This window comes from Desulfuromonadales bacterium (genome assembly GCA_035620395.1).
In the GTDB taxonomy this organism is placed as follows: domain Bacteria; phylum Desulfobacterota; class Desulfuromonadia; order Desulfuromonadales; family DASPGW01; genus DASPGW01.
The window spans coordinates 1-13,773 of sequence record DASPGW010000058.1 but is presented as its reverse complement, the minus strand read 5'-3'; the positions used below and the strand labels follow the sequence as shown (position 1 = coordinate 13,773).

Below are 13,773 nucleotides of genomic sequence, written 5' to 3'. Positions count from 1 at the left end.
CCATGGCGTCCTTCTGCACCGCGACCACCGAGGGCTCGCTGACAACGATCCCCTTCCCTTTCAGATAGACCAGGGTATTGGCGGTCCCCAGGTCAATGGCCAGATCGTTGGAAAACATCCCGAAAATGGCATCGAAAAGATTGAACATGTTTGAACGGGCTCCTTTCACCCCACCGCGAAGGCCACTGTGCCTTCACGCGAAAAATGCCGTTCACGGTACCAAAAACCCCGTTGTTTATCAAGAACTAAAAGGAAAAATGTATTGCATTTGGGTCCTCGATTGACTAACATGCGTCCCTGTTCTCAAGCGCCGTGCCAACACGCCAAAGGAGAGTCGCATCGATGTTGGATCTGATCCGGAAAAAGCAGAAATCGATCATCATCAAGGTAGTTTTCTGGGCCATCATTGCCACTTTCGTCGGGACGATTTTCCTCGTCTGGGGCAAGGGGTCCGACGGCGACCAGCAGGATACAACCGTGGCTGTCACCGTGAACAAGACCCGGGTCGGCTTCGATGCGTACCAGTCTGCCTACAACAATCTCTATCGGCTCTACCAGAACGTCTACAGGGAGCAGTTCACCCCCGAACTGGAGAAACAGCTGCGCCTGCAACAGCAAGCTCTTGACAGCCTGATCGAGCAGACCCTGCTGATCGAGGAAGCGGAGCGGCTGGACCTCAGTGTGACGCAGAAGGAACTGGTCGCTGCCATCGCCGCTATTCCGGCATTCCAGGAAAACGGCGCCTTCAGCAAGGAGCGTTACCTCCAGGTGCTTAATTACCAGCGGCTTACCCCCGAAGAATTCGAAAACATGCAGAGGCGCCAAATCCTGATCGAGCGGGTGCGCGAACGTATCCAGAGCGGCATCTCTATCACCGATGCCGACATCGCCGAAGAGCACCGCCAGCAGAATGAGAAGATCGACCTGGCTTTCGTGCGACTGGCGCCGGCCAGATTCGAAGAGAAAGTACGGATCGACGAGAAATCCATGGCGGATTTCTTTGCCGGACACCGGGAGGAATTCCGCATTCCCGAATCCGTCGCCCTGCGCTACCTCGTCTTCGAACCGTCCCGCTTCGAGAAGGAAGTTACTTTCGAAGAAGGCGAACTGGAGAAATACTACCGCCGCCACCTCGACCGCTTCGACATCCCCGAGCAGGTACGGGCAGCCCACATCCTCATCCGGGTGGCCGGCGACGCCGGCGACATGATGCGTCAGCAGAAGCGGCAGCTCGCTGAAAAGATCCTCGCCGAGGCCCGATCCGGCAAGGACTTTGCCCAGCTTGCCCGCCAGCATTCCGAGGACCCCGGCAGCGCCGCCAAGGGCGGGGATCTCGGCTTCTTTCCCCGCGGCGCCATGGTCGGCCCCTTCGAGGAAGCTGCCTTCGCCCTGAAGCCCGGAGAAATCAGCGGCATCGTCGAAACCCCCTTCGGCCTGCACATCATCAAGTGCGAGGGGCGCATCGAAGCCGGCATCCGGCCGTTGGCCGAGGTCGGCGACGAGGTAAAAGCCGCCCTGAAAACTGAAAAAGCCCGCCAGCTTGCCCTCGAGAAGGCGATGGATGCCTACAATGTGAACCGCAAGGGGGGCAATCTCGAAGCCGCCGCCAAGGCCAGCGGTCTCGGTGTCGAGGAAACCGGCTTCTTCGGCCGCCAGGAGCCTGTCGAGGGGCTGGGGGACCTCCCCGAGGTCGCCGCCGCCGCCTTCACCCTCAAAGAGGGAGAACTTGCCCGCCCGGTGGAACTTCCCCAAGGGGTGATCCTCTTCACCGTCAAGGCGCGCCGCGAGAGCCGCCTGCCCGAACTGGCCGAGGTTCGCGCTGAAGTCGAGCAGGCCTACCGTCGCGAGCAGGCCAAAATGCTGGCCCGGCAGGCGGCCGAAAAACTCCTCGCTGCCGTCAAGGCCGGAGGGAAGCTGGAAACCCTGGCTGGCCAGCAGGGAGAGTCAGTCGAGCGGACCGGCCTCTTCAGCCGCAGCTACGGCGTATTCGTGCCGAAACTGGGCAATGCCGAGAATCTCGCCAAGGCTGCCTTCACCCTGACCCGAATGTCGAGCGCGGCGCCGGAGGTCTACGAGATCGACGAGACTTTCGTCGTGGCGGCTCTCGCCGATCGCCAGGAAGCCGGCCAGGCCGGTCTTACGGTGGCCCAGAAGGACGAACTGCGTGAGGCGCTGCTGACCCGCAAGCAGGAAGAAGCTCTCGCCAGCCGACTCAAGGAACTCAGGGAAAAGGCTGAAATTTCAATCGCTCCGGCTCTGCTGAGCACTCTGGAAGGGAATAAACCATCATGACACCGATTGTGATGCAGACCAATTTTGCCGACCTCAAACTGGTCAACCGCGGCAAGGTCCGCGATATCTACGATCTCGGCGAGCACCTGCTGATCGTCACCAGCGACCGGATTTCCGCCTTCGACGTCATCATGAACGAGGGGATTCCCAACAAGGGGTTCGTCCTCACCCAGATTTCCAAGTTCTGGTTCGAGAAGATGACAGACATCATCCCCAACCACATTGTGGCGACCGAAGTCGACGACTTTCCGGCGGCCACTCACAAGTACCGCGACCAGCTCGCCGGGCGCAGCATGCTGGTGAAAAAGGCCAGCCCCCTGCCCGTCGAATGCATCGTCCGCGGCTACGTCTCCGGCTCCGGCTGGAAGGAATACAAAGCTACCGGCAGCATTTGCGGCATCAAGCTGCCGTCCGGCCTGGTGGAGAGCCAGCAGCTCCCCGAACCGATCTTCACCCCCTCGACCAAGGCCGAACTGGGTGAGCACGATGAAAACATTCCCTTCGAGAAGGCCGTCGAGCTGTGCGGTGGCGACCTCGCCAAACAGGCCCGCGACGCCACTATCGCCATCTACAATCGGGCCCGGGGCCTGGCTGACGCCCGCGGTATCATCATCGCCGACACCAAGTTCGAATTCGGCGTCTACGAAGGGAAGCTGATCTGGATCGACGAAGCGATGACCCCGGACTCCTCCCGCTTCTGGCCGAAAGACCTCTACCGACCCGGCGGTCCGCAGCCGAGTTTCGACAAGCAGTTCCTGCGCGATTACCTCGAAACCCTCGACTGGGGCAAAAAAGCGCCGGCGCCGCCACTGCCGGAGGAGATCGTCCGCAAGACGGGCGAAAAGTACGTCGAGGCCCTCACCCGCCTGACCGGCATCACACTTTAACAATCGCAGAAGAAAGGCCGGCCGACAGCGCCGGCCTTTTCATTTGCACAGAGGAGGACTCTTATGGCCGAGAGCACGAGCAAAGTGAACGTCGAAGGCGCGGTGGCGATGAACCTGGCCGAGTTGACCCAGTATCAGCCGGGTTCGATCGTCAGCCGCACCCTGTTGCAGGACGAGACGGGGACGCTGACCGTTTTCAGCTTCGATGCGGGGCAGGCCCTCTCCGAGCACACCGTCCCCTTCAACGCCTTCATCAATGTCCTCGACGGAGAGGCGGAAATCACCATCGGCGGCAAGCCGGTCATTGTCAGTACCGGCGAAATCGTCCTCATGCCCGGCGGGGTTCCGCACAAGGTGCGGGCGGTCAAGCGCTTCAAGATGCTGCTGACCATGTTCAAGACGAAGGCCGGCTAAAGGCTAAAGGCACGAGGACAAGGGTTCAGAACCTTTTACCTTTACCCTTTTGCCATTTGCCGATTTTTATCGATTCCGGCGAAAAAACCTGTTGACAGCCCCGCCAGCCTTTTGTTATAAAGTGGCTCCTGTCAGGGGCCATAGCTCAGCTGGGAGAGCGCTTGAATGGCATTCAAGAGGTCGGCGGTTCGATCCCGCCTGGCTCCACCAAAGAAATCAAGAGGTTGACCGAAGACGGTCAGCCTCTTTTTCTTTCCACGAACTGCCGCGTCCCGCCCCCGACGGGACGGTACGGGTTTGCGCCACATGCCCTGCTACCACCACACCTTCGCTCTTGACCGCTTCGACCCCCTCGTCCTCTTCCAGCACCTCTGCCCGGAGGGGCCGGGCTTTCTCGAGAGCGCGAGCCGCGCCCCGCGCACCGGCCGCTACAGCATCGTTCCCCTGCGCCGCACAGAATCGTACCGCCTCGACGAGCGAGGGTTGATGCGCCTGGACCAGGACGGCCAGAGTCTTCTCTCCGGCGAGCCGCTGACTGTCCTCGGCAGCATACTGGCTGCCCGACGGGCGTCGCGGCCGGCGGAGGCAGCCTTTTTCCCCGGCGGCTTTTTCGGTTACTTCGCCTACGACCTCGCCGGACAGATCGAGCGGCTGCCCCGCCGCGCCAGGCGCGACCGGCCGGTGCCGCAGCTCTGGCTCGACTGGGTCGACCTGACGGCAATCTACGACCACGATGCCGGCATCCTGACCCTGGCCACCCTCGATCCCTTGGTGAACCTCCATTCCCTGGAGCAGGAGGTACGGCAGGCCCTGCGCCTCCCCCTCTCCCCTTTCGCGCCTCCGGTCATATCCCCTCCCCGGCCGCTGCTCCGGCAGGAAGAGTTCGTCTCGATGGTGGAGCGGGTCCGCGACTACATCGCCGCCGGCGACATCTATCAGGCCAATCTCTCCTGCCGCTTCGACGGGACTTTTGCAGGCAGCGCAGGGAACCTCTACGCCCGGTTGCGGCGCATCAACCCCTCCCCCTTCGCCGCCCTGCTGCGCTCGCCGGGGCTGGAAATCGTCTCCTCCTCCCCCGAGCGCCTGGTCTCGCTGCATGACGGCCTCGCCGAAACCCGGCCGATCGCCGGCACCCGGCGCCGCGGGGGCAACCGGCCGGAGGATGCCCGGCTCGGCGAGGAACTCCTTGCCCACCCCAAGGAGCGCGCCGAGCACATCATGCTGCTCGATCTGGAGCGCAACGACCTCGGCAAGGTCTGCCGCGCCGGCAGCGTGGCGGTCGACGAATTGATGGTCCTCGAGCGCTACTCGCACGTCACTCACATCGTTTCCAATGTCCGTGGCGAATTGCGCCAGGACCAGGGGCCATTCGACCTGATCCGGGCAACCTTCCCCGGCGGCACCATCACCGGCGTCCCCAAGAAGCGCTGCATGGAGATCATCGAAGAACTCGAGCCGGTCGGCCGCGGCACCTACACGGGGAGCGCGGGGTACGTGAGCGTCACCGGCGACATGGATCTCAATATCCTGATCCGCACCTTTCAGAAGTTCGACGACGAGATCACCTACCAGGCCGGTGCCGGCATCGTCGCCGACTCGATCGCCGACCGCGAATGGGAGGAGTGCCTGGCCAAGGGTGAGGCGCTGCGGCTGGCGCTGGAGGACCAAGCATGATCATCAATATGGACGGCTCATTCATCCACATGGCGGAAGCCTGCCTGCCGCTCGACGACGGTGCCGTGCTCTTCGGCGACACTCTCTTCGAAACGCTCAAGGCCCGTGGCGGCCGCATCCGCTTTCTCGAAGAGCACCTCGACCGCATCGAACTCGCTGCCCGGCTGCTGGTTTTCCCCTTCGAGCGCCAGGCGGTGCGGGAGGCGCTTCTGGAGACGGCGCAACAGCTGGCCGTCCCCGTCGCCCGGCTGCGCCTGACTCTCACTCGCGGCTCTTTTTCCGGACTGCAGCTGCCGCCTGCGGCACTGGGACGGTTCTTCATCCTCGGCCGCCCCTACGCGGAACCGACCGAAAGCGAGCGGGCGGCCGGCGTCGCCTGCGTGGTCGCCCCCAACCGGCGGGTCAATCCTCTCTCCCACCTGCCGCAGATGAAGCGGGGCAACTACGCCGACTGTCTCTACGCCGCCGACTTCGCCCGTCGGCGCGGCGCCCGCGAGGCCCTGTTCGTCAGCGCCGAAGGATGCGCGCTGGAGGGAGCTACCAGCAACCTTTTTGCCCTTCAGGGCGACACGCTCGTCACGCCGCCGGCCGGCGAACTCGTGCTGGCCGGCATCATGCGCCGGCAGGTGCTGCGGGCCGCCGCGGGCCTCGGCCTGCAGGTGAAGGAAGGCGATCTACCCCTTGACGAACTATATGCGGCTGACGAGGCCTTTCTCAGCAACAGCCTGATCGGCCTGCTGCCGGTCAGCCAAATCGAGGGGCGCCCTCTGCGCCGCGGGGTGCTTGCCGAGCGGCTGCGCATGGCAAGCGATGGATTGGCCGGCGAGTGCGAAGAAAGCTCGGCCTGAAGCCGTTTAATTGCTTGACCGCCCGCGCTTCTCTTTCTATAATTCAACCCGCTTCAAACCGACCAAGACCACCCGGATCGATTTTGGGGGTGTGGTGAAATTGGTAGACGCACTGGACTCAAAATCCAGCGGGCGCAAGTCCATGTCGGTTCGACTCCGACCACCCCCACCACATAGAAAGCCCGTCATCGATGAGATGGCGGGCTTTCGCATTTCGATTCGGACTGACACCTGGAAATTCACACTTTCGTCGTGTCTGCAATAAGTCGACCTGGCTGGCGAGACGAGGATTTACCCCTTGACTCCCGGCCGGCAGATCACTATTATGCGGACTGAACATTCACTCCGAGAGAATCATTATGCCCAGCGAAAAATCCGACAAGCGCGCCGCCCTCCTTGAAGCGGCCCTTGAGCTGTTCGCCGAAAACGGCTTCCACGGCGCGCCGACTTCCCTCATCGCCGAACGGGCCGGGGTCGGCGTCGGCACCATCTATCGCTACTTCAAGGACAAGGACGAGCTGATCCGGGAGCTGCATCAGGAGCTGCACGCCAGGGCAACCACCTGGATCTGCGAAGGCTACTGCGAGGACCAGCCGGTACGCGAGCGCTTCATCTTCCTGATGAACCGCCTGCTCCGCCTGTTCATCAGCGAACCCCGGGAATTCAGGTTCATGGAGCAGTACTACTATTCTCCCTTCCCCCAAGCCTGCGGCTATTCGGCCCCCGGCGAGGAGGAGGTGATCAAACAGCTCCTGCTTTTCGCCCGGGAGCAGCAGATCATCAAGGATGCCCCCCTGCCCGTGCTCGAGGCGATTGCCTTCGGGCCCCTTGTCGCTCTGGCCAAAGAGCACGGAATCCGGCAGCTGGCGGTGGACGAAACCATGCTTCGCACCATTGTCGAGTCGTGTTGGGACGGGCTGAAACGCTGAGGCAAGACTGAGCCCACGCCAGAAGACATATCTGTCCGCAGATGACGCAGATTTTCGCAGATGAAACCGAATGCAACCCCCTGATGAATTTTGATTTAAGGTCTGAATCTGCGTCCATCTGCGTAAATATGCGGATAAATGGATTTTTCTTTCCTGGAGTCATTCGTACAACCAGATGTCTTTTTTCAAATACGGAGTGAGCATTCACTCATTTCATGATCGAGGTGCATATGCAATACCGTTCCGCCGACCAACCGTCCAGGCCCCGTCTGGCCCGCCTCCTCTGGCCGGCCGGGGTCCTGGCGACCCTGATGCTTCTGCTGCTGGTTGTCTCCTCCCCCTGGACCGCAGCGGAGGAGAAGAAGCCCGCTCCGGCCGGACCGCCGCCGGGACTGCCGGTCGAAGCCGTCGAGGTGACGATCGCGCCGGCGACCCGCGAACTGTCCGCCGTCGGCACCCTGCAAGCGAACGAATCGGTGGTTATCGCCACCGAAATTGCCGGAAAAGTGACCGAAATCGGCTTCGCCGAGGGGGAAAAGGCTCGTCAGGGGCAGGTCCTGCTCCGCCTTGACCCGTCGGTGCTGGCCGCCGAGCGGGACCGGGCGAAGGCCAGCCTCGTCCTCAGCGAGGCCAACATCAAGCGGGCGGAAGTCCTGCTGAAGGACCAGGCCATCGCCGAGCGGGAGCGGGACGAAGCCTATGCCCAGTGGCGACTGGACGAGGCGAACCTGCGGCTGACCGAAGCCCAGCTCGCCAAGACGGTCATCCGCGCGCCCTTCGAAGGCCTTCTCGGCCTGCGCAAGGTCAGCGTCGGCGGCTACCTGCGGCCGGGAGACGCCGTCATCACCCTGGATGACATCGACCCGATCAAGGCCGATTTCCGTGTCCCGGAAGTCTTCGCCGATCAGGTGAAGATCGGCCAGAGCATCCAACTGACTGTCGATGCTGTCGCCGGCCGCCACTTCACCGGCAAGGTCTACGCCATTGCCCCGCAAATCGACGAGAGCGGGCGCAGCGTGCTGCTGCGGGCTCGCGTCGGCAATGAAAAGGGGGTGCTGCGCCCGGGCATGTTCGCTCGCGTCAACCTGGTGCTGGAGGAACGCGCGGGCGCCCTGATGGTCCCCGAAGAGGCACTGATCTCGCAGGGCGAGCAGCAAATGGTCTACAAGGTGGTCGCCGGCAAGGTTGAAGCAACCGCCGTGAAGATCGGCCTGCGGCAGAAAGGTCGGGTCGAAATCCTCGAGGGTCTGCGGCCGGGCGACACGGTCATCACCGCCGGCCAGATCAAGGTGCGCCCCGGCATGCCGGTCACCGTTCTGCCGATGTCCGCGCCGAAGAACGGAGGCTGAGCCGATGGTTCTCTCCGACCTCTCCATCAAGCGACCGGTCCTCGCCACGGTGATGAGCCTGGTGATCGTTCTGGTCGGCGTGATCAGCTACCAGCGCCTCTCGGTTCGGGAGTATCCGAATATCGACGAGCCGGTGGTGAATGTCGAAACCCGCTATCCGGGGGCAACCGCCGAGATCATCGAATCCCAGATTACCCAGCCCTTGGAAGAGAGCCTCGCCGGCATCGACGGCATCGACCTGCTCACCTCCATCTCGCGTCCGGAAAACAGTCAGATCACCATCAAGTTCCGCCTCAGCCGCAACCCCGACGAGGCGGCCAACGACGTGCGCGACCGGGTCTCGCGGGTGCGCGGCCGACTCCCCGACGAGATCGACGAACCGGTCATCAGCAAGGTCGAAGCCGACGCCCAGCCGACCATCTATCTCGCCTTCTCCTCCAGCAGCCATGCGCCGCTGGAAATCACTGACTACGCCGACCGCTACGTCAAGGACCGCCTGCAGAACATCGACGGCGTGGCCAACGTGCAGATCATCGGCGAGCGGCGCTACGCCATGCGCCTCTGGCTCGACCCGGCGCGCCTGGCCGCCTACCGGCTGACGCCGCAGGACGTCGAGGATGCCCTGCGCCGGCAGAACATCGAGGTCCCCTCGGGACGCATCGAGTCGACCGAGCGCGAGTTCACCGTCCTGTCGGAAACCGACCTGCGCACCCCGGCCGAGTTCGACCAGTTGATTCTGCGCGACTCGGGCGGCTACCTGGTGCGGCTCAAGGACGTCGGCCGCAGCGAGGTCGGCGCCAGAGATGAACGGACCATCGTTCGCTTCAAGGGAGAGCCGGCCGTAGCGCTGGGGGTGGTGAAACAGGCGACCGCCAATCCCCTCGACATCTCCCGGGGGGTACGCGCCATGATCCCTGAGATAGAAGCCGGCCTGCCGGAAGGGATGCGGGTCGCTGTCGCCTACGACCGCGCCATTTTCATCGACCGCTCGATCGCCAACGTCTTTTCGACCATCGGCGAAGCGGTCATTCTGGTCATCCTGGTGATTTTCCTCTTCCTGCGCAGCTTCCGCTCGACGCTGATCCCACTGGTCACCATCCCGGTCTCGCTGGTCGGCGCCTTCGGCCTGATGTACGCCTTCGGCTTCTCCGTCAATACCCTGACCCTGCTCGCCATGGTGCTGGCCATCGGCCTGGTGGTTGACGACGCCATCGTCGTGCTGGAAAACATCTACCGCCACATCGAGAACGGCGTGCCGCCGCTGCAGGCCGCCTACCGGGGGAGCCGCGAAATCGCCTTCGCCGTCATCGCCATGACCCTGACCCTGGCCGCCGTCTATGCTCCCATCGGCTTCATGCAGGGGCGCACCGGCCGCCTGTTCACCGAGTTCGCCCTGACCCTGGCCGGGGCGGTGCTGGTCTCGGGCTTCGTCGCCCTGACCCTGTCGCCGATGATGTGCTCCAAGCTGCTGCGGCACCGGGAAAAGCACCATCCGGTCTACAACTTCATCGAATCCGGCATGGTCGCCATGACCAGCGGTTACCGGCAGCTGCTGCGCTGGGCGCTCAAGGCCCGGGTGGTGGTGATCGCCATGGTCCTGGTGGTCGCCGGCGCCGCCTGGTTCCTGATGGGCATGCTCAAGTCGGAGCTGGCGCCGACCGAAGACCGCGGCACCATCATCGGTGTCGGCATCGGTCCGGAGGGGGCGACCGTCGCCTACACCGACAAATATGCGCGGATGATGGAGAAGGTCTACGCCGAAACGCCGGAGGTGGAACGCTTCTTCATGGTGGTCGGCCGACCGGTGGTATCGCAAATCATCTCCTTCATGGGACTGGAGGACTGGGAGAAACGCGAGCGCAAGCAACAGGAAATCGTCGCCGAGATGCAGCCGAAGCTCTTCGGCGGCATCCCCGGCGTCATGGCGTTCCCGCTCAACCCGCCCTCCCTCGGCCAGAGCCCGCTCGACAAACCGGTACAGTTCGTCATCCAGACCAATGCCTCCTACGGCGAGCTGCAGAAGCTGACCGAGGCGATGCTGGAGGAAGCCCGCCAGTGGCCCGGCTTCCTCAACCTCGATACCGACCTGAAGCTGAACAAGCCGCAGCTCTCGGTACAGGTCGACCGGGAAAAGACGGTCGATGTCGGCGCCGAGGTCGCGGTCGTCGGCCGCACCCTGGAAACGATGCTGGGCGGCCGCCAGGTGACCCGTTTCAAGCGCGAGGGGAAACAGTACGACGTCATCGTCCAGGTCGAGGACGCCGACCGCGCCACCCCCTCGGATCTCTCGGCGATCTATGTGCGCGGCAACGAGAATGAGATGGTCCAGCTCGCCAACCTGGTCACCGTCCGGGAGACGGTGGCGCCCAAAGAGCTCAACCATTTCAACCAGCTGCGCGCTGCCAAGATCACCGCCAGCCTGGCGCCGGGCTACGCCCTCTCGGATGGACTGGCCAAGCTGGAAGAGATCGCCGCCAAAGTGCTGCCGGACAACGCCATCATCGATTACGACGGCCCCTCACGGGAGTTCAAGGAATCGAGCGCCAGCCTCTACATCACCTTCCTGCTGGCCCTCGGCTTCATCTACCTGGTGCTGGCGGCCCAGTTCGAGAGCTTCATCGACCCCTTCATCATCATGCTCTCGGTCCCGCTCTCCATCACCGGCGCCCTGCTCGCCCTCTGGCTCTCCGGGCACACGCTCAACGTCTACAGCCAGATCGGCCTGGTGACGCTGGTCGGCCTGATCACCAAGCACGGCATCCTCATCGTCGAATTCGCCAACCAGCTGTGCGAAGAAGGCAAGAGCAAGCTGGAGGCCGTGGTCGAGTCGGCCGCGCTGCGCCTGCGGCCGATCCTGATGACCACCGGCGCCATGGTGCTCGGGACGGTTCCCCTGGCCCTGGCCCACGGTGCCGGCGCCGAGAGCCGGCAGGCGATCGGCTGGGTCATCGTCGGCGGCATGTCGATGGGAACGGTACTGACCCTGTTCGTGGTGCCGACCGCCTACCTGCTCATCGCCCGCCGGCGGACGGCGCAATCCGCGGCGGAGGCGCCTGGTTTGGCAGAGGCGTAGGGGCACGAATCGTAGGGGCGAATCTTGTATTCGCCCTGAGAGATCAGACATCCCCCCTGTGAAACAGGGGGGAAAGGCCGCTTTGCGGCCAAGGGGGGTCAGGTTCTGCCTTGCATGTCATGACCCCCCTGCCTCGGACCCCCCTGCCTCGCTGCACTCGGCGTCCCCCCTGCTGCGCAAGGGGGATAAAACGACCCCAGTCACGTCGGGGTTAGTGCAGCATGCTGCGCCCCTACTCATCGACCAACATATGGATTCTTTATGACTACAATGTCCTTTATCAGATTGTCTCTTGCTGGCGCGGTTCTGCTGTTGGCAACCGCCTGCACCCTGGGCCCGGACTACCGCCGTCCGGAGGTGACCGTCACCCCGGCCTTCCGCGAGGACGCCCCCTGGAAGCAGGCTGCTCCCGCCGACGCCCTGCCCAGGGAGGCGTGGTGGCAGATCTACGGTGATCCGCTCCTGAACGATCTGCAGGAGCGCGCCCGCAGCGCCAACCAGGACCTCAAGGCGGCCATAGCCCGGGTCGACCAGGCGCGCGCCGCCGCCCGCATCAGCGAAGCCGACCGCCTCCCCCGGGTCGATCTCGATCCGGCCCTGTCGCGCGGCCGCACCCCCGATGCCCTGGCGCCGCTCGAACGCGGCTTCACCTCCACCGTCCTCAGCGTTCCCTTCGACCTGAGCTACGAGGTCGACCTCTGGGGCCGGGTGCGGCGCTCCGTCGAGGCCGCCACCGCCGAGTATCAGGCGACGGCCGCCGACCTCGAAAACATCCGGCTCACCCTGCACGCCGACGTCGCCCGCAACTATTTCGCCCTGCGTGCCCTCGATGCCGAGATCGCCCTGCTGCAGAGCACCGTCGAACTGCGCCGGCAGAACCTGCGGCTGGTCGACAGCCTGTTCAGAAACGGCCAGGTCAGCCGCCTCGATCTGGCCCGCGCCGAGACCGAACTGGCCACGGCCGAAGCCGAAACGGCGGGTCTGCACCGGCAGCGCGCCCGCTTCGAGCACGCCATTGCGGTGCTGGTCGGCGAGGCGGTGGCGAACTTTTCCCTGCCGCCCGCCCCCCTCGACCTGGAGCCGCCGGCCGTTGCAGCCGGCCTCCCCTCCTACCTGCTGGAGCGGCGTCCCGACATCGCCGCGGCCGAGCGCCAGATGATGGCCGCCAACGCCCGCGTCGGCATCGCCAGGGCCGCCTTCTTTCCCGTCGTCAGCCTGACCGGCAGCGCCGGCTGGGCCAGCAACGAGCTCTCCACCCTCTTCAACTGGGGCAACCGCGCCTGGGCGCTGGGGCCGTTCATCTCCCTGCCGATCTTCGACGCCGGCCGCAACCGCGCCGGTCTGGAGGGTGCCCGCGCCGTCTGGGAGGAGTCCGTGGCCAGTTACCGGCAGCAGGTGCTGGTGGCCTTCGGCGAGGTGGAGGATGCCCTCTCCGACCTGCGGCATCTGGCCGAACAGTCGGCGGCGCTGCAGCAGGCCGTCGCTTCCGCCCGCCAGTCGGCGGAGCTTTCCGGCAAGCGCTACCGGGCCGGGCTGGTGAGCTATCTCGAAGTGGTCGATACCGAGCGGACCGCCCTCGCTTCCGAACGGCTGGCTACCCAGATCCTCGGGCAGCGGCTGCAGGCAAGCGTGTCGCTCATCAAGGCCCTCGGCGGCGGCTGGGAGGACCGGGCGCCGGGGAGCTGAGGCATAACCCCTTGCACGCGGATCAAATCTGATAACTTCTGATAAAGGCGGATTTAATAGCTTTGGCTTAACCTTTTGCTTAATGTTTAATCCGAATTTATCAGATTGGATCAGATGTTATCCGCGTGCAGGTTTTGACCTGGTGTATGCCCTGATCCTGAACGGCAATAACCTTGCGGGACCGCCGCTCTTTTGCTAGAGTTGCGCATTCTCAACAGCCTTCAGGCTATTCTCAACCATAGCGAATTGCAAAGGAGCTACCCATGAGCACACAGAACCCCAGCGTCCTGCTGGAAACCTCCAAGGGCGAAATCCTCATCGAACTCGACGCGGCCAAGGCGCCGGTCAGCGTTGCGAACTTTCTCGCCTATGCGCGCGAAGGTTTCTACGACGGCACCATCTTCCACCGCGTGATCAAGGGGTTCATGGTCCAGGGGGGCGGCATGACCGCCGACATGAAACAGAAAACGACCAAGGCGCCGATCAAGAACGAGGCCGGCAACGGCCTGAAGAACAAGACCGGCACCATCGCCATGGCCCGCACCCAGGAGGTCGACAGCGCCACCGCCCAGTTCTTCATCAACACCGCCGACAACAAGTTCCTCGACCATGGCGGCAGCA

At 63.8% G+C, this 13,773-nt stretch carries 11 protein-coding genes and 2 tRNA genes; 12 read left to right on the top strand and 1 reads right to left on the bottom strand.

Annotation, left to right across the window (positions count from 1 at the left end; genetic code table 11):
- A partial coding sequence (locus tag VD811_03715; GenBank protein HXV20084.1) for a rod shape-determining protein occupies nucleotides 1-148 on the bottom strand: 148 nt, incomplete at its 3' end.
- Nucleotides 149-342: 194 nt separating this feature from the next.
- Here VD811_03715 and VD811_03710 point away from each other — a divergent pair.
- The 12 genes from VD811_03710 to VD811_03655 all read left to right on the top strand — a co-directional run.
- Nucleotides 343-2,292, top strand: a complete 1,950-nt coding sequence (locus VD811_03710; protein HXV20083.1) for a SurA N-terminal domain-containing protein — start codon at nucleotides 343-345, stop codon at nucleotides 2,290-2,292.
- Complete coding sequence (locus tag VD811_03705) at nucleotides 2,289-3,179, top strand: phosphoribosylaminoimidazolesuccinocarboxamide synthase (GenBank protein ID HXV20082.1); 891 nt, start codon at nucleotides 2,289-2,291, stop codon at nucleotides 3,177-3,179. Before VD811_03710 ends, VD811_03705 begins: the two co-directional genes overlap by 4 nt.
- 63 nt (nucleotides 3,180-3,242) lie before the next feature.
- A complete protein-coding gene (locus VD811_03700) occupies nucleotides 3,243-3,593 on the top strand; it encodes a cupin domain-containing protein (GenBank protein ID HXV20081.1) in 351 nt (116 codons plus the stop codon).
- A 134-nt stretch (nucleotides 3,594-3,727) separates the two neighbouring features.
- Nucleotides 3,728-3,803: transfer RNA gene (locus VD811_03695), tRNA-Ala, on the top strand.
- Nucleotides 3,804-3,899: 96 nt separating this feature from the next.
- Nucleotides 3,900-5,267: an anthranilate synthase component I family protein gene (locus VD811_03690; protein HXV20080.1), complete on the top strand. Its 1,368-nt coding sequence runs from the start codon at nucleotides 3,900-3,902 to the stop codon at nucleotides 5,265-5,267.
- Nucleotides 5,264-6,115, top strand: a complete 852-nt coding sequence (locus VD811_03685; GenBank protein HXV20079.1) for an aminotransferase class IV — start codon at nucleotides 5,264-5,266, stop codon at nucleotides 6,113-6,115. The genes VD811_03690 and VD811_03685 overlap by 4 nt, the downstream gene beginning before the upstream one ends.
- An 85-nt stretch (nucleotides 6,116-6,200) precedes the next feature.
- Nucleotides 6,201-6,287: transfer RNA gene (locus tag VD811_03680), tRNA-Leu, on the top strand.
- Nucleotides 6,288-6,474: 187 nt separating this feature from the next.
- Nucleotides 6,475-7,044: a TetR/AcrR family transcriptional regulator gene (locus VD811_03675; protein ID HXV20078.1), complete on the top strand. Its 570-nt coding sequence runs from the start codon at nucleotides 6,475-6,477 to the stop codon at nucleotides 7,042-7,044.
- A 230-nt stretch (nucleotides 7,045-7,274) separates the two neighbouring features.
- A complete protein-coding gene (locus tag VD811_03670) occupies nucleotides 7,275-8,393 on the top strand; it encodes an efflux RND transporter periplasmic adaptor subunit (protein ID HXV20077.1) in 1,119 nt (372 codons plus the stop codon).
- A gap of 4 nt (nucleotides 8,394-8,397) precedes the next feature.
- Nucleotides 8,398-11,466 carry an efflux RND transporter permease subunit gene (locus tag VD811_03665; protein HXV20076.1) on the top strand — a complete coding sequence of 1,023 codons (3,069 nt, stop codon included), beginning with the start codon at nucleotides 8,398-8,400 and terminating at the stop codon, nucleotides 11,464-11,466.
- 270 nt (nucleotides 11,467-11,736) lie between these two features.
- A complete protein-coding gene (locus tag VD811_03660; GenBank protein HXV20075.1) occupies nucleotides 11,737-13,152 on the top strand; it encodes an efflux transporter outer membrane subunit in 1,416 nt (471 codons plus the stop codon).
- A gap of 263 nt (nucleotides 13,153-13,415) precedes the next feature.
- Nucleotides 13,416-13,773: peptidylprolyl isomerase (locus tag VD811_03655; GenBank protein ID HXV20074.1), on the top strand; the 358-nt coding region annotated here is incomplete at its 3' end.